The following is a 23,581-nucleotide window of genomic DNA, read 5'->3' as shown; positions in this document are numbered from 1 at the left end:
ATTAAAGCGACAAGTTTTGTTTATCAATAGTTTTAACCATGGAATCAATTAATTCGGTTGAGTTTTTGTCAGTAATTGTTCCTGACCGCTTAGTAATTTTAATAATAGTAAATAAATATTCTTTATTAGGATCGTTATTATCAGTTCCAATAATAATAGGTGACATTTGTCCTTCACCCAAACTCCAACTTTCAGCATTTAAATTATCAAAAATAAATGGTGAGTCATCTTTTTCCCTATCAACAAACACATAATAAGCATTGTTTTGATAAGCTGGATCAATACTACTGCCTATCTCAGAATCATTGGCTATAATATTTCCAGCTTCTGCCATGGTAATAGTTCCGTTTTTCAACTGTTCATATAATGTTTCTATTTTTTGTTGAGCTAAAGTTTTACCTTGCTCAACATCTATTGGTACAACATCATTGTTAAACCAAATAGCAATTGATTCTCCAGAAATTTTTTCTACTAACTTATTTGATAAAAGCTTTTTAGTTTGACTAACAAGCTGATTTCTAAGTGTGTAGTTTTTATTTTGATTATTAAAAACTTGGTCATCTAAAGTAACCAATTGCTTATCTGCTGCTGCTTGCAAAACAGTAGAGTCAGTAATTATTGCATCAACTACATCATTAAAACTATTCTCAGGAATAACTTGATCATGCCAATATTCATCAAAATGATAAAACAAAAAATAGTAATTTAGGTCATTTCCATATAAAGTTTCTTTACCAATTTTTAATACTGGTATATTCTCAAAACGGCCGCCGCCGCCTAAAGTTAATTGTTTGAGTTCATCAAATGAAGCTTGGCGATCAACAGCTCGTTGCCAAACATTAAAGAAAAAGCTTAGATCTTTTTTCTCAGCCGACATTACTTCCTCAGCTACAAACACCTGGGGAGTTTGTTTTTGAGTGGCTTGAGAAATTGATTGGGAAGAGTTTGTCAAATAAGCAGTGCCACCCAAAATACCACTCAAAATAAAGACTCCTAAGCTATAAGTAATTAAAGCTCGACCCGACCACGATTTACCAATCAATGAAAATGGAGATTGCATAAGGTATATTTATAATACGGTTTATTTAATTAGATTGTCAATTTGAAAATGGTTATATTTCAAAACAAAGGTAGAATTGCCAAAATTTGGGTCGAAAAACTGAAAGAGATAGAACCACAATGTTTAGCTCAAATCGAGTTGATGCTCCAGATTCCTTCGCTGTTTAAGCATATTGCTATTATGCCAGATGTTCATTTGGGCAAAGGAGCGGTTATCGGTGGAGTAGTAGCTACCAAAAAAACTGTCATTCCTAATATTGTTGGAGTAGATATCGGTTGCGGGATTTGTGGACTTAACACCCAGCTAACATTTGATAAAGAGGGTATGAACAAACAGTTTTGGATGAATTTTAAGAGTAAAGTCGATCGGGCTATTCCCACTGGCTTCAACTATTTTAAAGATAAGCAAGGTATGGGCCAAATTAGTAGCAGCTTAGCAGCCAAGCCTTTACAAAAACTTATGGATCGAGCTAGCCAACAAATTGGGACTTTGGGAGGCGGGAATCATTTCTTGGAAGCTTCCTATGATGAAGAGGAAAGTATTTGGTTGATGGTCCATTCTGGCTCAAGACATATAGGGCTGCGAATTGCTGAATATTATAATCAGCTAGCTCAAGAGCTAAACATCAAACGACACGAAATAACCCCCAAAGATTTGTGGTTTTTACATCTTGATGAAAAAGAAGGTCAGGATTATTTACACGATATGACTTGGGCAATTACCTATGCTTTGGAAAGCCGCTGGCAAATGCTTGCTATGCTATACGAAGCTTTTGTTCAAGTTGCACAAACAGCTGGGTATAAACTGAAAAAAAGTAATATCCGCCGGGATGGAATTAATATCCATCATAATTTTGCTAGTCTTGAAACTCATTTTGGAGAAGAACTTGTCATGCACCGCAAAGGCGCTACTCAGGCTTTTAAAAATCAAGTTGGAATTATTCCTGGTTCTATGGGGACACCTAGTTTTATTGTCAAAGGTAAAGGCAATCCAGATTCTTATAAATCTTGTTCTCATGGAGCGGGACGGATTATGAGCCGGACTCAAGCTAGAAAAACTATTGATGGCAATGCGTTTCATCAAAGCCTTGAAGATACATTTACTAAAGCTTCAATCAAATACCTAGATGAAGCTCCAGGAGCGTACAAAGATATTACTAAGGTTATGGCAAATCAGCAGGATTTGATTGAAATCATCCACACTCTCAAACCGATTATTTCGATTAAGGGAGAAGGGGATTAGTTAATCCAGGTATTTATCCAGCATCGGCTTAACCTGGTCAAATGGCAGAGCTCCAGGAATAAGCTCCTTGGCTTCACCGTTGACCATAATAACCGTTCCGGGAGTTCCCTGAATACCAGCAGTTTGACCGGAAGACAAATTGTCAGCTACTTTTTGTTTGAATTTACCATTATCTAAACACTGATTAAAAGCAGTTTGGTCAACACCAAGCTCTGCAGCCACTGCTCCTAAATTAGCAGGATCAATGGGATTAGTTTCATCAAAAGCTCTGTCAGTAAAATTCCAAAAAGCTTCATTGCCACCAAGATCAGCAATGCATTCAGAAGCTTCAGCTAATTTTTCTGAGTTTTGATGAAAACTTAATGGGAAGTGCCGATACACTAAAGCCACACTATCGCCATATGCATCTAAGATTTCTTTAGTAGTAGCATGAAACCTAGCACAGAAAGGACATTCGTAGTCTGAATATTCTATAAGAGTAATTTTAGGATTTTGGGCACCTTTAACATGGTCAGTGGTAGAAACACCAGCCACTTTTCCAACAGCATTTTCTTCAGTAGGTTGAGTATCTTCCTTTTTGACATTGGCAGCACTAGGATTATTAGCTTCTTGATTAGCTGCAGCATTTTTAGTGGTCTGCTCCATAATTTGAACTTTGGTATATAAAGTTCCTACAAAAAAAGAGGCAACAACCAGCAAACCAATTAATATAGGAGTAGTGAGAGATTTTTTAGCATCCATAGGTTTTAAACAAAAATGATTAATAATCTTGCAGTAATGACTGCTAATACTAGCAGTATTCATCAAAAAAATAAAGCTGTAATTTGTTATTTTTTCTGATATAATTTTGTAATTCATCACATAAACAGAACTCACCAATCTGCTAGATGAAGGCAAACCAGCCTAACTGGGGTTAAATAAGTAATAAATTAGAGTGGAACCGCGGATCACCGCCTCTTGTTTTAGATAAGGGCGGTTTTTTTGATGCCAAAATATGAAACATACATTACAAAAAACTACTAAGCTGCCTATGCAGATAAAACAGCCACATGGTTCTGCATAGGCAAAAAGTGATTAAAAATTTATTACATACTGTCATTCTGAAGGAATGTAATGACTGAAGAATCTTTGCTCCGCTCAGCATGACAAAAAACATATGTCACAACAAAATGAACAATTAGTTAAAATCCGCCACAGCGCCGAGCATATCCTAACCATGGCTATGCGTAAGTTCTATCCAGATATGAAAATGGCCATGGGTCCAGCCATTGATGAAGGTTTTTATTTTGATGTGGATTTAGGAGACCAGAAAGTCACTGAAGCTGACTTTGGCAAAATCGAAAAAGAAATGTGGCGAATAGTCAATAAAAAATTGCCATTTGAGCAACAGGCGGTAGAAATTGCCGAAGCCCAAAAGCTTTTTGAAGGCAATCCTTACAAGCAGGAATGGCTCGATGAAATTGAGCAAAAAGGTGAAAAAGCTACGCTTTACTGGACCGGTAAGGGTAGTGAGGATGAATTTGTTGATCTGTGTGCCGGTCCTCATGTTGACAACAGTGAAGAAGTAAAGGCTTTTAAACTTTTGTCAGTAGCTGGGGCTTATTGGCATGGCGATGAAAAAAATAAAATGCTGACCCGAATTTATGGCACCGCTTTTGGCAGCAAGGAAGAATTACAAGAACATCTTCACATGCTTGAAGAAGCTAAAAAACGGGATCATCGAATTTTAAATAGTCAACTTGACCTCTTTAGCCAAAGCGAAGATATGGGACCAGGTTTGATCTTATGGCATCCAAATTTATCTACTGCCCGGGAAGAAATTGAATTGTGGTGGCGTCAAGAACACAGAAAGAAAGGTTACCAATATGTATACACTCCTCATATTGGTAAAAAGATTTTATGGGATACATCTGGTCATACTGGTTTTTATAAAGATCTCATGTACCCTCCTATGACTGACGAACGTAACGATGTGTACTATGTCAAACCCATGAACTGCAATGGTCATATTTTGATTTATAAATCCAAACCTCACAGCTATAAAGAAATGCCAATTAGGTATTGTGAGCTAGGAACTGTATATCGATATGAATTAGAAGGAGTTCGTCATGGTATTTTAAGAACCAGGGGTTTTACGCAGGATGATTCGCATATTTTCTGTACTAAAGAACAGCTTCTGGATGAGGTCGAAGGAGTTCTAGACTTTGCTCTGGAGATGAATAAAGTCTTTGGTTTCGATGATTTACACTATGAACTTTCGGTGCATGATCCGGCCAACAAAGACAAGTATGCTGGCAAGCCGGAAGAGTGGGAAACTGCTGAAAATACCCTGAGGGATCTTTTGAAAAAAAGAGGGGTAGATTTTACCGAAGATCCGGGTGGGGCTAAGTTTTATGGTCCATCAATTGATCTTAAGGCTGAAGATGCTATTGGACGGCTATGGCAGGGTACAACTATTCAGTTTGATTTTAACCTCCCAACCAGATTTGACTTAACTTATATCGATCAAGATGGTAAGGAGCAGAGACCATACATGGTTCATAGAACGTTATTGGGAGCATTTGAACGTTTTATGGGAGTATTGATTGAGCAGTATGCTGGGGCTTTTCCAGTTTGGTTAGCTCCAACTCAAGTGGTCATAGTGCCAATTTCTGAAAAATTTGATGACTATGCTCAAAGTCTCAAAAAAGCACTGGCTGAAAAAAATATCAGAGTTGCAGTAGATAACAGCAATGATTCCATGCAAAAACGGATTCGTGAAGCTGAAAAACAGAAAGTGCCATACATGCTAGTCGTTGGTGAAAAAGAAGAGCAGAGTAGTCAAGTGGCTGTCAGAGCTCGAGGCCGTAAAGATCTAGGCACCATGAAACTAGCAGATTTTGAAAAGCTCATCAGGGAAGATATTGAACAAAAAAAGATTTGGTAAGCTGAAACAAGTGAATTATTTTTAAAAAGGCTTGGCTCTGCCAAGCCTTTTTACATACTTTGCTATATTCCAAAATTTTCCCCAGAAGGAACATTCCCATATATCAAATCACATTGCTCCTGCACTGACCCTACAGACATGGTCCCATGAATAATACAGACTGAACCAAATTCCGCTAGGCGGCAATCTTTACAGCCCGATGGCAGATATCCTATTTTCCTTGGACGATCAAAATTCCATACTCCACTAGAATAATAAGAAACACAATCCATTAATCCCAAGGTCTTTAAAATAGTGTTTTCTGATAGCTTTGTCTGTCTCAATATTTCTATTATAGTTAATTTACTGCCTGAATCTAAAACAGCCATGATCACTTTTTTAATAGTTTGTTCTGAAACACCTAAGTTTTCTTTACCCATATTTTATTTTGATTTGATTGAATAAATCTAACTTGTCTGATAAGATATCATACATGGCTAAAAAATACTATAAACTTAACCAATACATCAAAGCACCTGAAGTCCGCGTCATCGACGAAACTGGTGAGAACATCGGTGTTATAGCTACCACCGAAGCTTTATTTAAAGCCAGACAAAAAGGTTTAGATCTAGTAGAGGTGACCGAAAAAGCTAATCCACCCGTTTGCCGGATTGTTGATTTTAGAAAATTTAGGTATAACGAACAGAAAAAAACTGAAGCTGGCAATAAAAAGGGTAAAAGCCAAGATCTCAAAGAAGTCCGTTTTACTCCGTTTATCGGCCGCAGTGATCTGGAAAACCGGGTCAAAAAAATTAGGTCTTTTCTTGAGGACGGAGATAAGGTAAAATTAGCAGTTAAATTTGTTGGAAGACAAATTACCAGAAAAGATTTTGGTGACAGAGTTATGAATGAAGCTTTAGAGCTACTAGGAGAAGAGTATTACAAGGTAGAATCTGAGCCAAAATTGCAAGGGAAAATGCTTTCCATGGTGATCAAACCAACAGGACAAAATAAATAACTAGGAAGGTAAAAGTCGTTACTTTTTAGTTCTTAGTTTTTATTACTATTGTGCCAAAACAAAAAACTCGAAAATCAATTAGCAAACGTTTTAAATTGACCAAAACTGGCAAAATTCTGCGCCGAACTATCGGTATGCGTCATTTGAAAGCCAGTAAGTCTAAAAAACAAAGCCGCCGCCAGAAACAAGTCAATTATGTAACTGGCAAAGTGGCTAAAAAGTTAAAAAAGGTGCTGTAAGCATCCTGGAGCGCAGCGATAGGATCTCATACAGGATTCTATCAGTCTTTATTTCATAAAGACCTCCAGAATGACAAAATATTAATATGAGAGTAAAAACCGGAATAGTCCGCCATCGTAAACACAAAAAAATACTTGATGCCGCCAAAGGTATGCGCATGACCATTCATAAGCGGTTTAAGCTAGCCAAACAGGCCGAGCTTCATGCTGGTGAATATGCTTTCCATGGCCGCAAACGCCGCAAACGAGATTTTCGCACCCTTTGGATTCAGAGAATTAATGCCGGTTTAACTTCTTTCGAATTAAGTTATAGCGTATTCATGGATAAATTGAAAAAAGCTAATATTAGCTTAAACCGTAAAATGCTGGCTGAACTAGCTTTGCACAATCCCAACGTTTTTGAACAAATCGTCAAAAAGGTTAAGTAATGAAAACAAATAGTGTCACTAGTAGATTCTTTTTCTTTACCCAGCAGTAAACGGTGGGTAATTTTTTGTGACGCTAGACCCACCAAATCGGTGGGTTTTTTGTTGCACTTTTATCTATTACAATAGTGCAACACCCGCCGAAGCATCTTGAATGAAACACGGCTGAATAAGCCGAGTGAAATATCAAAAGCGAAGGAGGGTAACACCTTAGATTAATAATCTGTTAAGATAAACCATATGCAAGATTTATTAACTATTAAACTCCAAGCCATTTCAGCATTAAACGACATACAAAGTGTCAAAGATTTAGAGGAACTCAAAACCAACTATTTAGGTAAAAATGGTATTTTGAAAAAAGCTACTGCTCAAATTACTACCATACCAGCAGAGCAACGACCAACTTTTGGTAAAACTGCCAATGAGGTCAAAAAAGAATTGGAACAGGTTTTTACCCAAAAAGAGCAAGAGTTGGGTAGTAGTAAAACTCAAAAAGACTGGTTTGATGTGACCATGCCGGGCGTCAAACCGCCTCAAGGTCATACTCATTTAGTTTCTCAAACTATTGCTGAAATTGATGAAATTTTTTCCGGGATTGGTTTTACCAGATCTCGCTATCCGGAAGTCGAATGGGATTACTACAATTTTGAAGCTCTTAATATGCCAGCCGATCACCCGGCCCGGGATGAATGGGAAACGCTTTTTATTGATGCACCTCAACATCCTAAATATGGCAAAACCGTACTGGCTACTCATACTTCCAACGGCCAGGTCCGGGAAATGCTGCGTTTGGGCAGTAAACCACCGATTCGTATGATTAATATTGGGAAATGTTATCGCCGTCAACAGGATGTAACTCACGCTATTATGTTTCATCAATTTGAAGGTCTCGTGGTTGATAAAGGCATTACCATTGCTCATCTCAAAGGAACCATGGACTATTTTGCCCGCCAGTTTTATGGCCCTGGCCGTAAAACCCGTTTGCGACCATTTCATTTTCAGTTTACCGAGCCTTCGTTTGAGGTCGATATCAATTGTGCTGTTTGTCTAGGCACCGGTATGGTTGGTGGTAAAAAATGCCGCACCTGCAAGCAGGGTTGGCATGAATTAGGCGGTTCAGGCATGGTCCATCCTAATGTTTTAAAAGCTGGTGGGATAGATCCAAATAAATACACTGGTTTTGCTTTTGGTTGGGGAGTAGAGCGGGTGTATATGATGCGCTCTGGCGTGCATTTAGATGATTTGCGCACCATGTTTGAAAATGATGTGCGCTTTTTAAAACAGTTTTAATATCTTGTCATTTCGACCGTAGTGGAGAAATCTTATTGAAAAGATCTCTCGACAAACTCGAGATGACATAATGAATGAAAGCACGAGTTATAGTTACTGCAGTCATCGAAAAAAAGGGACAAATTTTATTTGGCTGGCAAAAGCAAGGTAGAGGTCCTTATCCTAATACTTGGCATTTGCCTGGTGGTGGAGTCAATTTGGAAGATGAGTCTTTGGAAAAAGCACTAAAACGGGAAATTATGGAAGAAACTAATTTGGAAATAGATGATATCAAACCAATAGGTTTTGATGAGGACTATACTCAAAGTAATGGTCAAGATGTACATTATGTCTTTTTGAGCTTCAGTTGCCAAGTTAAAGCTGGAGAAGCTAAGGCTAGCGATGATTTAGCTGAAGTTAAATGGGTAAAAAAAGAAGATATCAAAAATCTAAAATTACCAAAACCATCAGTAAGGTTATTTAAAAAATTACACATACTCTAATGAATATTCAAATTTTAGATTCCTGGCTACGGACTTTTTTAGATACCAATGCTAAGCCCAAAGAAATTCGGGATAGTTTAGCCTTATGCGGTCCTTCAGTTGAAAAAGTTGAAAAGCACGGTCAGGACGACTGGCTGTATGATATCGAGATCACAACTAACCGGGTTGATATGATGTCAGTCTATGGCATTGCCCGTGAAGCTGCAGTCATTTTGCCCCAATTTGGTTTTAAAGCTAAACTTAAAAATTTAGACATCAAAGACAAACTAACTACTCCCACTAAAACTTTGCCACTTACAATTGAAACTCAAGCTAATTTAACTCATAGGGTTATGGCTATGGTTATGGACAATGTCCAGCTTGGCAAATCACCGGATTGGATCAAGGTAAGATTGGAAGCCGCTGGCATCCGCAGTCTTAATAATGTGATTGATGTGACCAACTATGTCATGACTGAAATTGGCCATCCTTGCCATGTTTTTGATTATGACAAAATTAAAGGGCATCTGCTGCGTTTCCGGCTTTCTAAAAAAGGCGAACACATGGTGACCTTGGACGGCAAAGAGTATGAATTGCCGGGTGGTGATATTGTGATTGAAGATACTAGTGGTGAAATTATTGATTTACCAGGGATTATGGGTACTAAAAACAGCGTGGTTAATAATGAAACCAAACGGATTGTTTTATTTATTGATAACAATAACGCCAAACTGATGCGCCAAACCTCTATGACCTTGGGGATTAGAACCGTAGCCGTCACCCTTAATGAAAAACGGGTTGATCCGCAGCTTGGCAAAACTGCAATTTTGCGAGGTATCGAGCTCTATCAGCAAATTGCCCAAGCCAAAATTGCTTCCAAATTACATGATGTCTATACCGATAAACCCAAAGACCAAAGCATAACTTGCTCACTTCAATTTATTGAAGATCGGATTGGCGTCAAGCTGGAACCTAATTTTGTGACTAAAACCCTCACAGGTTTAGGTTTTAAACCAACCTTAAAAACAGAACATGGAAAATCCTTCAATTCTGTATCCTCAGTACTACATACTGTCGTTCCAACTTGGCGAACTCATGATGTCACCATCCCTGAAGATATTGTCGAGGAAGTGGCTCGGATTTATGGCTATCATAATGTGCCTAGCCGTTTAGTCACTGGAGAGTTCCCACAGCCAAACCCCCAGGAATCACAATTTTATTGGGAAGACAAAATCAAGCAAGCTCTCAAACATTGGGGTTTTTATGAAAACTACACCTATTCTTTAGTCTCACAGGAGCTTTTGGAAAAGGTTGGCGCTGATCCCAAAAAGCATTTACAAATCAAAAATCCTTTGACTGTTGATTGGCTTTACATGCGCCAAAGTTTAATTCCTTCGATTTTACAATCACTGGCAAATAATCAAGATAGGGCAGAACGCTTACAATTTTTTGAAATGGCTAATATTTATTTGCCTCGTCAAAATGATCTTCCTAACGAAGCCATGACTTTAATCTTGGCCCAAACCGGCAAAAAGTTTTTGGAGATCAAAGGAACTTTGGAAGCATTGGGTCAAGAACTGGGAATTGAGCTTGGAATTAAACCTGTTGAAAAGGAAAAACATCCGCTTTTTAGTCCAACTATTCAAGCTAACATCACACGAGATGGCAAGGTAATTGGAATTATTGGTCAAATTGCTCTGAAAATTCAGGAAAATTTTGCTTTGAAAAAAGAAATTACGATCGCTCAACTTGATTGTGATGCTTTAACCTTAGCAGCTAATAAAAATAAAAAATACACCCCAATCCCTAAGTATCCACCTATTGTTGAAAACTACACGTTTTACAACCAAAACCAAGTTCCGGCTACCAAAATTATAGAAGTAGGTAAACAAGTCGATTCAATTATTCAAAGTGTCAATATCATCGGTTTTTATCAGGACAAAATTAACTTGGAAGTAATGTATCTAGATAAAAAGAAAAATCTAACTGATCAAGATGTCGCTCCCATCCGCCGAAAATTCGTAGCGGCCATTGAAGAGCTGGGAATGAAGCTGGAAGGAGAAGTGTAAATGAATAAATTTCTACTAACTTCTGCTGGTTTTATAAATCCTACTATTTCTAAATTCTTCTTAAAAACTATCAGTAAACCAGTTAAAGATATTGCTGTACTTTTTATTCCTACTGCTTCTAGAACAAAAGAAGAGCTTCAATATGTTGAAGAGTCAAAACAAGAATTACTTGATCTAGAAATTAAGACCATTCAGGTTTATGACCTTGATTACGAACTAAAACCTGAGCAAATAAAAATCTATGATGTGGTGTATGTTTGCGGGGGAAGCACTTTTTATTTGCTGAATAAGATGAGAGAGGTAAATTTTAAAAAAAGTTTACAAAACTACCAAGGTTTATATGTTGGAGTCAGTGCTGGAAGTATCGTAATGGGACCAGATATTGAAGTGAGTGCACCTTGGGATGAAAATGTTGTTAGTATGCAAGATACAACTGGGCTTGAGTTTGTTGATTTTGTTATAGTGCCACACTATCAAAGAAAAGATAAAACAATCGTAGACAAGCTTGTTCAAAATGCTAAATATAAAATTAAAACAATAACTGATAATCAAGCTATTTTTATAGAAGGAAACAAGGCTAAACTTATTGAGTAACAATAACAGTCTTTCCTTCAATTCCTTCACTTACCCCAAACACCACATAAAAAACATCAGTTTTACCAATATTAATCATTTCGTGAACTTCGTGTTTATCAACTACCATCACATCTTTGGGTTTTAAAATAAAGCTTTTCTTATCAACAATCATCTTCGCTTTACCTTTAGTCATAATAAAGATTTCCTGCATAGTTTCGTGATAGTGAGGTACAAAACTTTTACCAACTGGTAGCTTAGCCCAGTTGACCATTGGGACAAAACCTTTAATAAAATCCTGATAGGTCAGCATGACTTTTTTCAAAACTCCAGGATTTTTAGAGTCTTCGTGGGAAGCGGACTCGAACTGTTTATCGCAAGCTCTGATTAATTTCATAAAGATTTATTTTATTCTTCAGATGGTCCGCCACTGCCACCTTCGGGAGTCGGTGTCGGGGTTGGAGTGGGGGTAGGAGTTGGGGTAGGAGTTGGGGTTGGCGTTGGAGTAGCAGTGGGAGTAGGAGTTGGCGTTGGTTCAGTCCAATCCCATTCTTTATTAACACCAATGTGAACGCTGTGTTCACCAGTTTTACCATCTTTACGATACGCCTTAGCTTTAATTTCATACACTCCATCATCAAGACGGAAGCTAAGTTGATATGGTTTGCTTTTAATCTCACCTTTTTTGTCACTATTGGCAAAGATCTCAATCCGATCAATATCATCGTCATTACTGGTTCCAACTTTGACTTTGACTTCCACATCATTGCCAATCTTTGATTCATTGTTAGGTTGTTCAATTCGCACCACTACCGCTTCATCTACGCTACAAAATTCGGTAGGCGGATGATAACGGGCATCACCTTGGCCTGCAATCCATTCATTAATTCCTTTTTGCCAGCGGTTATCCTCATCACCAAATAGAGGATCATCTTCTTTAAAAATAAAATATTCTTTATCAGAGTAATCACCTTTAACAATGACCGAATCCGGAGCTAGTTTATTTTCATCACTTTTGCAGACTTTGAGTTTGACATGAATTGGGTCATTGCCAGTTGGCTTAGTCCCCCGAATAATCAAAGATTCTTTACTAGGAAAATCATCATGGGCCGGATAGCCGGAAACACTATCAAGAGCAATTGATTCGATGCCACTAGGCATTTTAAACTCAACCACTGGTTTTTTATCCAAAGCTGCCAAAATAGTCCGACGCCAAATTGGCGAAGCACCCGATACACCTGAAGCTACTGATTTCATCTTAGTATTGTCATTATTACCCACCCAAACTCCAACAATGACTTGTGGAGTCCAACCAACTGCCCAGTTGTCCCGCTGATCATCGGTCGTTCCGGTTTTGACTGCCACACTACGACCAGCAATATTTAGCAGCGAATTGGCTCCGAAAGTTAGTAATCTGGCATTGTTGTCAGCCAGCATATTGGAAATTAGAAAGGCTTCTTCAGCACTCAAAACTTGTTTACCTTTAGTAGGCTTGGTTTCTTCCAAGACTTTACCATTGCGGTCTTTAACCTCCAAAACTGAAATTGGTTCAACTTTTTTACCTTCATTAGCAAAAGCCGAGTAGGCCGTAGTCAAATCAAGCAAAGATACTTCGCCACCACCTAAAGTCACTGACAAACCTAAACGGCCAATCTGCTCTTGTGATGGTTTAAAGGTTGACAGACCCATTTCATAACCAATCTGCATCATATCTTGCACTCCAACCATCGCCAGTAATTTAACTGCCGGAATATTGAGCGAGTTGCCAAGAGCAGTTCGGAGTGAGACTGGACCAGCAAATTTGCCAGTATAATTTTTGGGCACATATGGCTCGCTAGCAGAAACTCCTGGAAATTCAGTTTTAGTATCCATAATCATTGATTCAGGAGTAAAGCCTTCCCGCAGCGCTGTCACATAGGTAACTGGCTTAATCGAAGAACCAGGCTGACGCAGTGAAGTAGTTACATTGACTTTACCATCGTATTCCTCGTCAAAATAATCTTTTGATCCCACCATGGAAAGAATCTCGCCAGTCTGAGGATCCATGACCATGACAGCTCCATTGGTGATATGGACGCTTTCCGCTACTTTATCAATTTCTTCTTTAGTGATAGCTTGGATTTTTTTATGTAAATCATAATCAAGTGTGGTTTTGATTTGTAAACCACCTTGCTCAACCATAGTCTGGCCATACCGATCTTCAAGCTGGGCTTTGACATACATAACAAAATGAGGTGCTAAAATCCCAGTCCCCAATGGCTTGAATTTTACTTTTTCCAGATCTTTCAAAGCTTGTTCCTCTTGAGCTTTAGTAATATATTTATCTTCCCGCATTCGGCGCAGCACATCAGTCGTTCGGGCTTTATAAGCATCTGGATAATTGCCATAGGGGGAATAATAGGTTGGACTTTGGGGCATTCCAGCCAAAATAGCACATTCAACTAGATTCAAATCTTTAACTTTTTTGTCAAAATAAGTTTCAGCAGCCGTGGCTACTCCCCAAGCAGTACCTCCATAAGGCGCTTCATTTAAATAAATTTGCAAGATTTCGTCCTTGCTGTATTTACGCTCAATTTGAATAGCTAAAATCAGTTCTTTAATTTTTCGAGTCAACGTCCGCTCGGAACTTAGTAGAACATTTTTGACAATTTGTTGGGTCAGTGTTGAGCCACCGATTACTCGATGTTTAACAATTACGTTATAAACAATACGTAAATAGCCTTTTGGATCAAAACCTTCATGTTCGTAAAAACTTTTATCTTCAATCGCAATCGTGGCATTTTTCAAATTGGTAGGAATGTCTTTAAGTTCAACCGGAATTCGTTTTTGGTCAGCAAAAACTTCATATAGCAACTTATCATTACGGTCAAAAATTTTGGTGGCAAAACCCTCTTTGCGGACAATTTTATCTGGTTGCGGCAGATCTTTGGCAAACCAAGCAAACAGTCCTACCATCATAAAGGTCAGCAAAACAATAGAGATAAAGCCCACAATGGCACCGTATTTTAGAAGTTTGGTTTTGCTGATTTTGTATTTACCAAAACCAACTGTACTAGGATTATAACTACTACCAACTCTAGAGTGACTTCGTCTTGATCGTAGTACGGCCAATCTGGAATGCCAAGTCCTATGCCATGGCAAAATCGGAGATAGGAAATTTTTGATCTTTCGGCGCATAAGCTGGTAAGTAATTAACAGATTTTGTTTGAGCGTGGTCATGTTTCCTAACATAGATCATTATACCGTATCAAAAGGCATTGAGTCTTTGATTTTAGTATAAAAATCACCATATTGCTAATCAAGCTTAACTACTTGCCTTATCGCCTCAAGCTGCGTAAAATCAGACTTATGAATCAAATTATTACTGAGCCAAAAATTATTGACGATTTTATCAGTAGACGTCTGGATAAAATTGTTCCCAACAAGGAAGAGCTAAAAACTAGACTTATGTCTGGTAAAAAATTGCGGCTCTATCAAGGTTTTGACCCTAGTTCACCCAATCTGCATATTGGTCATCTAGTAGGATTACTAACATTAAAGGCTTTTCAAGATCTGGGTCATGAAGTGATTTTTTTGATTGGTGATTTTACCGGCATGATCGGCGATCCCTCAGGTAAATCTCAAGCCCGCAATGTTACTTCTCTCGAATTTACCCAAAAAAACGCTCAAACGTATAGAGAACAGGCTGGTAAAATTTTGCGTTTTGAAGGTGACAACCCCATTTTGATCAAATTCAATTCCGAGTGGAACAATAAATTGGATTTTGCTGGGGTGATTAATCTGGCTACTCATTTTACCGTCCAACAGATGATTGAACGGGACATGTTTCAGGAGCGATTTAAAAAGAATCAAGAAGTTTATTTGAATGAATTTTTATACCCTTTAACCCAAGGGTACGACAGTGTGGCCATGGAAGTAGATTTAGAAGTAGGGGGGACTGATCAGCTATTTAATATGTTAGCCGGCCGCAAACTTCTCAAGGAGCTTAAGGGCATTGATAAATTGGTTGTAACCACACCACTCTTAGCTGATAGTTCTGGTAATAAAATTGGCAAAACCGAAGGCAATGCCATTAATATTACTAATCCGCCGGAGCAATTGTATGGCCAAATGATGAGCTTACCAGATAGTGCTATTATGCCGTGTTTTAAACTGATTACCCAAATTCCCAGTGAGCAACTGCCGGAAGTTGAAGAAAAAGTTAAAACTGATCCCATGGCAGCTAAAAAACACTTAGCTTGGGAGCTAACTAAAATGCTCAACGACGAAGCAGCTGCCAACAAGGCGCAAGAGCATTTTGAAAAGACCGTGCAAGGTGGTGCTAATCCAGATGAAATAGCTGAATTTACACCATCAACATATACCCCTCTTACTATTCTTGCTATTCTTGGAGAGGCAGAATTGATCAGCTCAAACTCAGAAGGCAAACGTCTCATTGAGCAAAATGCTGTTAAAATTGATGATCAAGTGGTGAATGATCCTAACCAAGTAATTGAGTTAAAATCTGGAATGGTTATTAAAGCTGGGAAAAGAAAGTTTGTAAGAGTTAAATAAACTTATGCGTATCTTATTTTTTAAAGTCAAGAAAAAAGTTTTTTTTAGAGCTATTACCGTCGGCTTTGCTATCTTTATGCTGATTGGTTTACTTATGACTGCAATTCTGCCACTGTTTTATACGCTCTAGTTTTATCAGTTTTTCTCTTCTTCCTTTATAATAAAGTCATGAAATTGACCCTCGAAACTCCCATTGAAGACTTATACATGGTTGGTGAAAAATACGCTGACGTGCTCAAGAAGCAACTCAACATTCATACAGTTGAAGATTTGCTTTATCATTTTCCTTTTCGTTACGACGATCTGACTGCTCAAAAAACCATTGCTGAGATAGAAGTAGGGGAGACAGTGACCTTACAAGGTCAGATTGTTTCTTTAAAAAATGCTTACACTAGAAACGGTAAAAATATTCAACAGGGTGTGTTTACTGACGGAACTAATACGGTTCAGGTCACTTGGTTTAATCAGCCATATTTGACTAAAACCCTTGCTCCAGGAACTCAAATCAACTTAGCTGGCAAAGTTACTATGTTTGGCCGGAGAGTTGGCCTAACTGCTCCTAAATTTGAAATTCTAAGAACATTAACTCCTGCTAATTCTCAAGTAGAAACTACCCATACTGGCCGTCTAGTTCCTATTTATCCTGAAACGTTTGGTGTGTCTTCCAAGTGGTTACGTTCCCGTCTCAAACCTATTATCAAATATCTTGATGGATTAGTGCTTGATTGGTTACCAACCGAAGTAATCCACAGCCAAAATGTATTATCTTTAGCTCAGGCTTTAATAAAGATTCATTTCCCAGATTCTCAAGAAGATATTAAAAAAGCTCGAGAGCGCTTAGCTTTTGACGAGCTATTTTTACTGCAGCTGCAAGTTCAGCAGCGTAAAGGGGATTGGCAGCAAAAAAGTCTAAGAAGGCAATTTAATTTTAGCCAAAATGATTTGGAGCCGTTTATCAAAAAACTACCGTTTGCATTGACTACCGACCAAAAACAGGGTCTTACAGATATTATCAAAGATTTAAATAGTAGTGTCCCTATGAACCGGCTTTTAGAAGGCGATGTTGGCAGCGGCAAAACCGTAGTAGCTGCAGCCGCTATTTACCTTATTCACCAAGCTGGTAGTAAAGTCGCTTTTATGGCTCCAACAGAAGTTTTAGCTAACCAACATTTAGAAACACTTTCAAAGTTTCTAAAACCCCACAAAATTAAAATTGGCTTTTTCACTGGCAGTAAAAAGGCTAAGGGAAACCTTCAAGATTATGATGTCTATCTTGGCACTCATGCTTTACTTTTCCAAGATTTGCCTCACGAACACATTGGTTTAGTGATTATTGATGAGCAGCATCGCTTTGGGGTGGCTCAGCGTAGTAAGCTAATTGGTAAAAAGAAATTGCCTCACGTTTTGACTATGACCGCTACACCAATTCCTAGGACAGTAGCTTTAACGCTATATGGTGATTTATCACTGTCTATGATTAAGCATGCTCCTCATGGCCGTAAACAGGTTAAAACTTGGGTCGTTCCTGGCAAAAAACGCCTGGCTGCTTATGAGTGGATCCAGCAGCAAATTAAGGAGAATAAAACCCAGGCCTTTTTCATTTACCCACTAATAGATCAATCTGAAAGTTTATTAATGAGTGAAGTTAAAGCTGCCAAGATTGAGTTTGAAAAACTCAACAAACAACTACCCAATCTGAAAATTGGCCTTTTGCATGGCCGAATGAAGCCAAAGGAAAAAGAAGAGGTTATGGGTAATTTTGCTGGCAAAAAACTAGATATTTTAGTGGCAACTTCTGTTATTGAGGTAGGGATTGATATTGCTAATGCGACCATCATGGTTATTGATGGGGCAGAGCGTTTTGGCTTAGCACAGTTGCATCAACTTCGGGGACGGGTTGGCCGCAGTGATAAACAATCCTACTGTTTACTTTTTTCTACCTCTGATGGTGATCAAAATAAACGCCTCAAGGCCATGGAGCATAACCATTCGGGTATAGCTTTGGCAGAATTAGATCTAAAGATGCGTGGACCTGGCCAGCTCTATGGCACTATGCAATCAGGTTTTATGGCTTTAAAAATAGCTTCTTTGGATGATCAGGTTTTAATAAGCCAAACGTACCAATTAGCTAGCAAGTTGCTGCCAAAACTTCAAGATTACCCCCTCTTGCAAGAAAAACTGAAACAGTATACAATCCAAAACGTTCAACCCAATTAAGGGTTGTTTATGTTATTGTAGTAAAAGTTATAAAATTATTTGAATTTGAATTTACACAAATTGGTAATTTTAAATTTGTATTATGCCTCCACTTCCAAAGAAAAAAACCTCAACTCGTAGAACTGGTAAAAGAAGAGCTGCTATTGCTAGACCAAAAGCTACAGTCACAACTTGTAGACATTGCAATAGTCCCAAAGAAGCTCATGTGGTTTGTAAAAACTGCGGCAAGTATTAGTCTGATGTTAAAAGGTTAATATTTGATTTTTAACCATTAACATTTAACTAGTAATTTCTTTGAAAACAAGAACTGATCCAAGACATAAAAAGCGAATCCGACGGTTTAAAAAACTGTTTAGCTATAGTTTCATTAGGAACGAGCCGGAAGTTGATTTAGGGATTGAGAAGGTTGTTAGCAAACTTAAAAAAATTGATGCTTTTATTCAAGAAGCTGCTCCTGAATGGCCGGTAGATCGGCTTAACAAAGTTGATCTTGCCATCTTACGCCTTTCAGTTTATGAACTGCTCATTGTAAGAAAAACTCCCCCAAAGGTAGTTATTGATGAAGCAGTAGAAATTGGCAAAGAGTATGGCAGCGAAAGCACTGCCAAATTTGTCAATGGCGTTCTAGGAGCTCTTCTGGAAAAACATCGTCAAGATAGTGAAAAACCAGTTGCTAAGACAGAATAAAAATCCGTCTTGACAGCAACAAGCTTTATAGCCCACACTAGTGAAGTTACGAAGCAGCATTATATGAGTATGAACAAGCAAGATATAAATCAACTTATCAGTAATGTTATTGGCGTTGATGTAGCCGAGGTATCGGCTGACGCCCACTTTTTTGAAGACTACAATTGTGAGCCAACTGATATGATTGAGCTTAAACTTCAATTAGAAGACGCGCTCAAGAGCAAAATCGACCAGGATGAATTTGACCGTCTTGAAACTGTTGCTGATTTATATGAATTAATAGAGGAATATACCGATGACTTCATTGACTGATTGCCAACAAAAATTAAACTATCAATATCAGAATCAAGAACTTCTTGAGAGGGCTTTGACTCATCGTTCGTATTTAAATGAAAATCGGTCTATTTCTGAGTCAAATGAACGGCTTGAGTTTTTGGGCGATGCCGTTTTGGAGCTGGTTACTTCTGACTTTTTATTTAAAACTGAAACTAAGTTACCAGAAGGTAAACTGACTTCTCTTCGGGCTAAAATTGTCCAAACTAAAACCTTAGCAGCTGTGGCTACCAGACTTGATTTAGGTAGTTATATCAAACTATCTAAAGGAGAAGAAGCCTCTGGTGGCAACCATAATGCCTCAATTTTAGCTGATTTAGTTGAAGCTATTATTGGCTCTATTTATCTTGATGGGGGACTAGCAGCTGTAACTACCTTTATTGATGAGCAATTATTGCAAGATTACAAGCAATTAGTACAAAATGCTCAAGTAGAGGATTGGAAAAGTAAGCTCCAGGAACAGGTTCAAGCTAAAGGTGGAATAGCTCCTACTTACGAAGTTATTAAAGAGGAAGGCCCTGATCATGACCGTCAATTCACTGTCCAAGTTTATTTTTTTGATGCAGTTCAAGCTGAAGGTACTGGTAGGTCCAAACAAGCTGCCCAACAGGCTGCTGCTCAACAAGCTCTTGAGAAAATCGTTAGTTTAGGTTAAAATTGCTTTTTAATTAAAAACAAACTGAATTCTAATCTTTGAATTCTATATTTTAAACACTATGTTAAAGATAAAACTTTCTCGTATCGGTAAAAAGAACCAGCCCTTCTACCGTATTATTGTGGCTGAAGCCAGATCCAAACGTGATGGCAAATATATTGATTTATTGGGTACATATAATCCAGTAGTCACTCCTAAAGAGATTAAGCTGGATACCAAAAAATATGATGAGTGGGTTAACAAAGGTGCTCAAGCAACTCCTACAGTAGCCCATTTGTATAAAACTATTAGTAAATAATTCCCTATGCAAGAATTGCTCCACTATATTTTAGAAGGCATTGTTGATCATCCTGAAGACATTGAGATTAGAGGAAACGAAAGCGAGTTTGGTTTTATCAATCTTGAAGTCAAGGTTAACCCTGAAGATATGGGGAAAGTTATCGGTAAGCGTGGCCAAACTATCGGGGCTATTCGTAAATTACTTAGAGTTAAGGCGATTAAACTAGGGAAGCGTTTTCAACTTACTCTTCTTGATGAGCAGCAAAAGGATTAGAGTTACCTAAGTCTTCTGTTACCACCATTACATCTTGGCTATAATCTCCACCTCTATCCAAAAAGTCTGATAGTTTCTGGACAACTTCCTCTTCTTCCTGAGTAAAGGTAGTTAATTTAGTGCTATATGATGGTAATGTTTCTGGTAATTTTTGATAAAAAACTCTGACTTTAAAATCAGCACTCATTAAGTTTGCTGATTTATATGATGTGTTTTGATCATCAACCGCCGTTGAAAATTCTTCAATTTTCATCATTGGCGCAACTTCTTTCAATTTAGCAATAAAATTCTGCAGCCGAGTTTTAGTTCCTAAAATAGTAAAAGTAATCTCAAAATTGCTTAAATCCTGCTCGGCTTTTTTAGGAGCAGCATCCGCTCGCTGAAATTGTTTAGTACTTCCCTCAGACTCTTCAGGGTCTTTGACTACTCCGGGGTTTAAAGTCAAACCTGAAAATTGCACTTTTTCCTGGCGAGCTAAATTAGTTAAATTGATTAAAACCTGTAGCGATGGTTTTTGTGAAGGCAAAAATGTTTCGGCAGTTTTAAATTTTTGTTCAAAATTGGCTTTTTGATCATTTTGTTCAAGGTTTTGCAAAATACTATTCTTTTGCTTCATGTTTTTGAGCGTAACTTCTTTTTCAGCCAAAACCTCCCTTGTTTCATAAATTTTCTTAAAAGAAGGGAACATGAATAAAATGGCTGTTAGACCAATGATTGCCAAAACCATGAGCGGAGAGCTACGTTCTTTGAGAGATAATTTTTTTTCTCCAAGTGCTTTTTTGATGAAATTAGATTTTTTTTCTGTTTTTGGCATATTTTAGCTGGTAGTTTTGGTACCCAATTTGATAGTAATTCCAAAGCTATATTCTCCAAGATCATTGACTGAAATATTATTTACAGTCACATTTTCAATCTGTAAAGATTGATATGTTTGATACTGTTGGATATTTTCAAACAGTGTTCCAATTGATTCTATTTTAGGAGTAGAAGCACTAAATGTTAGATCGCCTTCCTCATCAACTGAAAATGATTGAACTTCTAAATCAGACGGCAAGATCTTAAAAACCAAATCCATAGTTTCTTGATGTTGATATAGTGAGTTATATACCCCCAGAATTTTTTCTGATTTGTTTTTCAAACCATAATACTGAACCTCCATTGAACTCAATCGCTCTAAGGTTTTTTTCTCCTGATCAATCCCTTTATTAGTTTGGGTTAATCTGTATCCTAGATAAGCACTATAGCTAACAAGGGATAACAAGACAAAACCATAGGCTATTAACGTTCCAAAGGACAGCATTTGGATCAAATACATCCGCTTGGATTGCAGCATAAACAGCGTGCGTTGACGGGTAAGGAAATTAATTTCTGGAGGTTTTTGTTTCATGTTAGTCTCTGATTGCTAATCCAATTACTGAGGCAAAACGCGGACCTGCCGCCACAAGCTGTGAAGGCAGGTTTTCATTGATACATGCTTGTAGAGGATTAGCCAAATTAACCTCGATTCCAATTTTATCAACCAAATAAAAAGTCAGGTTTGGTAAAAGGGCTGTTCCTCCAGAAATTACCACTTGGTTAATTGAACCATCTTTTGATAATTCTTTAGCAAAACGAACATTTTTTTCAATATGGTTAACAATAATGGTGATTGGTTCTTCCATAGCTCGAGCTACTTTACCTTCTAGCTGATCTTCCTCCAAACCATAGGTATGCTTGTATTGCCGGGCTTGTTGTTCTGGCAGACTAAGCGCTTGAGCTACAGCTCGAGTTAAAGCGTGTCCGGCGGTAGGAATAGAGCTAACTTGCTTTACATTGCCACTTTGAATAATAGCAATATCAGTTGAACTATTACCTAAATCAACCAACATAGAAAAGTCACCCATTTGTTCTTTTACAGCTCGCAGTGTTGCCAATAAACTAGTTTCAGCAACCAATGGGGTTAAATCAGCCATTTGGGCAATTCTGGTTAGTTTTTCTACAATAGTTTTTCTGGCAGCAACTATCAGAACTTCCATCTTTGCTCCTTTAATATCTGGTGGAGGAGCATACAGTGTCTGGTATTCTAAAAAGACTTCATCAATAGGAATAGGTACGTATTGTTCGGCTTCAAATTTGAGAGCGTTTTTCAGTTCTTCCTCTTTTAAAAGAGGAAGTTGAATTACTCTTGTATAAACCTGATTCTCAGGCAAAGCCATATATACATTGCGGTTTTTGATACCTGAATCACGAATCAGCTGTTTGATAGATTTGGCAATCAAGCCCTCGTCTTGAGAATTACTGGACTGTAATGAAGCCGGAGTTCTAACTTCGCCAAAAGCTTGAAGTTCGTAGCCATTACCTACATTTTTGGCCTCAGCTACTTTAATCGAATTACTGGAAATATCAATTCCAAAATGGGCAGGCATAAGTATTGATTATTTTACTAACGTGTCGCCACTAAATAGGGCATAGTCAAATATTTCTGGTAAACTGGGACGGGTTTTGGTTACTTCAATAGCTCTGGTTTCGCCAGAATCAGCTTTGGTAGTTGAGGTAATAACATATTGCTGAGCAGGTAAATCACCACCTTCACTACTTACAATTTTAATGCGAGCTTGACTATAAACTGGTCTAATTCGATAAAAACTATCATTGGCATCAATTGATAATGTTATCTGACTTCTAAAACTCTCAGTAGAGCCATCATTAGAAGAGTTAAAATTAATATTTGCCAAAGAACAGTCAAATGGACTATATGCTTCTGTTGTTACAGCAGCCCCATTGTTTTGCCATTTTTGAATAATAAGACCTGCTGCACCACCATCTCCCTCATTACATGTTCCTGGATATTGTTCAGGATCACTCTTATCAGTCCAATAAATAGTAACTTTTGTAGGTTTGGGAGTAGTATCTAAAAATAAAGTAGCCACACTGTTTTGTTTAACTATAAAATCAAAGGTGTTTAATTCATCAGCCACAACTGTTGCTTTTTCACTACCAACATCAATTACCGTATCAGCTCCAAAATTAAAATTTGTATCAACATCTTTAACTAAATCTTCAATGCCTGCTTCAGCAGCGTTAAAAGCTCGTTCACTATTTTCTTCGGTGGTAGTCAGCTGTGTATCAGATAAGCTATTGAGGAAAATCCCAGTAGCAATAGTCAGGCCAACTAACATAGTTAAAACTACCATTAAAACCACTTGGCCTTGGTTTTTGAGATTTTGTTTCATTATTGATAGTTTCTCAAAACCACACTAGTAGAAAAAGTATCTTTTTCTCCAGTAGGAGCAGTGAGATCAAAACTAAAATCAACCGTAT

The 23,581-nt window shown here is 37.8% G+C and carries 26 protein-coding genes; 17 read left to right on the top strand and 9 right to left on the bottom strand.

From position 1 onward, the window contains the following. Window position 1: 1 nt before the first annotated feature. Window positions 2-1,060 (bottom strand): hypothetical protein, encoded by a 1,059-nt coding sequence (locus tag GYA49_03830; protein ID NMC36150.1) that lies wholly within the window; start codon window positions 1,058-1,060, stop codon window positions 2-4. A 48-nt stretch (window positions 1,061-1,108) separates the two neighbouring features. On the opposite strand from GYA49_03830, the gene GYA49_03825 reads away from it, so the two are divergent. Beyond that, window positions 1,109-2,302, top strand: coding sequence for an RtcB family protein (locus GYA49_03825; GenBank protein NMC36149.1), 1,194 nt, complete (start codon window positions 1,109-1,111; stop codon window positions 2,300-2,302). Here GYA49_03825 and GYA49_03820 read toward each other — a convergent pair whose 3' ends face one another. Beyond that, entirely contained in the window at window positions 2,303-3,043 is a 741-nt protein-coding gene (locus GYA49_03820; protein ID NMC36148.1) for a thioredoxin domain-containing protein, read from the bottom strand. A 415-nt stretch (window positions 3,044-3,458) separates the two neighbouring features. On the opposite strand from GYA49_03820, the gene GYA49_03815 reads away from it, so the two are divergent. Next, a complete protein-coding gene (locus GYA49_03815; protein NMC36147.1) occupies window positions 3,459-5,228 on the top strand; it encodes a threonine--tRNA ligase in 1,770 nt (589 codons plus the stop codon). Between the two features lie 62 nt (window positions 5,229-5,290). On the opposite strand, the gene GYA49_03810 is transcribed toward GYA49_03815, so the two are convergent. Then, complete coding sequence (locus tag GYA49_03810; protein ID NMC36146.1) at window positions 5,291-5,647, bottom strand: hypothetical protein; 357 nt, start codon at window positions 5,645-5,647, stop codon at window positions 5,291-5,293. 53 nt (window positions 5,648-5,700) lie between these two features. Between GYA49_03810 and GYA49_03805 the strand changes: the two genes are divergently transcribed. From GYA49_03805 to GYA49_03775, 7 genes are all read left to right on the top strand, one after another. Continuing rightward, complete coding sequence (locus tag GYA49_03805) at window positions 5,701-6,225, top strand: translation initiation factor IF-3 (GenBank protein ID NMC36145.1); 525 nt, start codon at window positions 5,701-5,703, stop codon at window positions 6,223-6,225. Window positions 6,226-6,275: 50 nt separating this feature from the next. Then, on the top strand, window positions 6,276-6,464 hold the full coding sequence (rpmI, locus tag GYA49_03800; GenBank protein NMC36144.1) for a 50S ribosomal protein L35: 189 nt from the start codon (window positions 6,276-6,278) through the stop codon (window positions 6,462-6,464). A gap of 86 nt (window positions 6,465-6,550) precedes the next feature. Further along, a complete protein-coding gene (gene rplT, locus GYA49_03795) occupies window positions 6,551-6,892 on the top strand; it encodes a 50S ribosomal protein L20 (GenBank protein ID NMC36143.1) in 342 nt (113 codons plus the stop codon). Window positions 6,893-7,129: 237 nt separating this feature from the next. Then, complete coding sequence (pheS, locus tag GYA49_03790; GenBank protein NMC36142.1) at window positions 7,130-8,179, top strand: phenylalanine--tRNA ligase subunit alpha; 1,050 nt, start codon at window positions 7,130-7,132, stop codon at window positions 8,177-8,179. Between the two features lie 74 nt (window positions 8,180-8,253). Continuing rightward, a complete protein-coding gene (locus GYA49_03785) occupies window positions 8,254-8,661 on the top strand; it encodes an NUDIX domain-containing protein (protein NMC36141.1) in 408 nt (135 codons plus the stop codon). Continuing rightward, window positions 8,661-10,709, top strand: coding sequence for a phenylalanine--tRNA ligase subunit beta (gene pheT / locus GYA49_03780; GenBank protein NMC36140.1), 2,049 nt, complete (start codon window positions 8,661-8,663; stop codon window positions 10,707-10,709). Before GYA49_03785 ends, pheT begins: the two co-directional genes overlap by 1 nt. Continuing rightward, on the top strand, window positions 10,710-11,303 hold the full coding sequence (locus GYA49_03775) for a type 1 glutamine amidotransferase-like domain-containing protein (GenBank protein ID NMC36139.1): 594 nt from the start codon (window positions 10,710-10,712) through the stop codon (window positions 11,301-11,303). Here GYA49_03775 and GYA49_03770 read toward each other — a convergent pair. Beyond that, on the bottom strand, window positions 11,293-11,679 hold the full coding sequence (locus GYA49_03770; GenBank protein ID NMC36138.1) for a cupin domain-containing protein: 387 nt from the start codon (window positions 11,677-11,679) through the stop codon (window positions 11,293-11,295). The two genes, GYA49_03775 and GYA49_03770, sit on opposite strands and share 11 nt — an antisense overlap. A gap of 11 nt (window positions 11,680-11,690) precedes the next feature. Beyond that, a complete protein-coding gene (locus tag GYA49_03765) occupies window positions 11,691-14,513 on the bottom strand; it encodes a PBP1A family penicillin-binding protein (protein ID NMC36137.1) in 2,823 nt (940 codons plus the stop codon). A 117-nt stretch (window positions 14,514-14,630) separates the two neighbouring features. Between GYA49_03765 and GYA49_03760 the strand changes: the two genes are divergently transcribed. The 8 genes from GYA49_03760 (at window position 14,631) to GYA49_03725 (ending at window position 20,281) form a co-directional block, all read left to right on the top strand. Further along, a complete protein-coding gene (locus GYA49_03760) occupies window positions 14,631-15,836 on the top strand; it encodes a tyrosine--tRNA ligase (protein ID NMC36136.1) in 1,206 nt (401 codons plus the stop codon). A gap of 168 nt (window positions 15,837-16,004) precedes the next feature. Continuing rightward, window positions 16,005-18,053, top strand: coding sequence for an ATP-dependent DNA helicase RecG (gene recG / locus GYA49_03755; protein NMC36135.1), 2,049 nt, complete (start codon window positions 16,005-16,007; stop codon window positions 18,051-18,053). Window positions 18,054-18,135: 82 nt separating this feature from the next. Continuing rightward, window positions 18,136-18,288, top strand: coding sequence for a 50S ribosomal protein L32 (rpmF, locus tag GYA49_03750; GenBank protein NMC36134.1), 153 nt, complete (start codon window positions 18,136-18,138; stop codon window positions 18,286-18,288). A gap of 59 nt (window positions 18,289-18,347) precedes the next feature. Beyond that, entirely contained in the window at window positions 18,348-18,740 is a 393-nt protein-coding gene (gene nusB / locus GYA49_03745) for a transcription antitermination factor NusB (GenBank protein ID NMC36133.1), read from the top strand. A 63-nt stretch (window positions 18,741-18,803) separates the two neighbouring features. Continuing rightward, the gene (locus tag GYA49_03740) at window positions 18,804-19,052 is read left to right on the top strand and encodes a hypothetical protein (protein NMC36132.1); all 249 of its coding nucleotides are present in this window, start codon (window positions 18,804-18,806) and stop codon (window positions 19,050-19,052) included. Beyond that, window positions 19,036-19,728 carry a ribonuclease III gene (gene rnc, locus GYA49_03735; GenBank protein ID NMC36131.1) on the top strand — a complete coding sequence of 231 codons (693 nt, stop codon included), beginning with the start codon at window positions 19,036-19,038 and terminating at the stop codon, window positions 19,726-19,728. The genes GYA49_03740 and rnc overlap by 17 nt, the downstream gene beginning before the upstream one ends. 61 nt (window positions 19,729-19,789) lie before the next feature. Then, complete coding sequence (gene rpsP / locus GYA49_03730) at window positions 19,790-20,026, top strand: 30S ribosomal protein S16 (GenBank protein NMC36130.1); 237 nt, start codon at window positions 19,790-19,792, stop codon at window positions 20,024-20,026. A gap of 6 nt (window positions 20,027-20,032) precedes the next feature. Then, on the top strand, window positions 20,033-20,281 hold the full coding sequence (locus GYA49_03725) for a KH domain-containing protein (protein ID NMC36129.1): 249 nt from the start codon (window positions 20,033-20,035) through the stop codon (window positions 20,279-20,281). On the opposite strand, the gene GYA49_03720 is transcribed toward GYA49_03725, so the two are convergent. From GYA49_03720 to GYA49_03705, 4 genes are read right to left on the bottom strand one after another with little or no spacing between them, the layout of a single operon-like run. Continuing rightward, complete coding sequence (locus GYA49_03720; protein ID NMC36128.1) at window positions 20,250-21,095, bottom strand: hypothetical protein; 846 nt, start codon at window positions 21,093-21,095, stop codon at window positions 20,250-20,252. The genes GYA49_03725 and GYA49_03720 overlap by 32 nt on opposite strands. A gap of 3 nt (window positions 21,096-21,098) precedes the next feature. Beyond that, complete coding sequence (locus GYA49_03715; protein NMC36127.1) at window positions 21,099-21,668, bottom strand: hypothetical protein; 570 nt, start codon at window positions 21,666-21,668, stop codon at window positions 21,099-21,101. A 1-nt stretch (window position 21,669) separates the two neighbouring features. Beyond that, complete coding sequence (gene pilM, locus GYA49_03710; GenBank protein NMC36126.1) at window positions 21,670-22,686, bottom strand: type IV pilus assembly protein PilM; 1,017 nt, start codon at window positions 22,684-22,686, stop codon at window positions 21,670-21,672. Window positions 22,687-22,695: 9 nt separating this feature from the next. Next, a complete protein-coding gene (locus tag GYA49_03705) occupies window positions 22,696-23,493 on the bottom strand; it encodes a hypothetical protein (protein ID NMC36125.1) in 798 nt (265 codons plus the stop codon). Window positions 23,494-23,581: the final 88 nt, after the last annotated feature.

The sequence above is a fragment of the Candidatus Beckwithbacteria bacterium genome (genome assembly GCA_012797845.1).
GTDB lineage: Bacteria > Patescibacteriota > Microgenomatia > UBA1400 > UBA1449 > JAAZOH01.
Note: the sequence above shows the minus strand (reverse complement) of the source record. Positions and strands in the feature narration are given on the sequence as shown.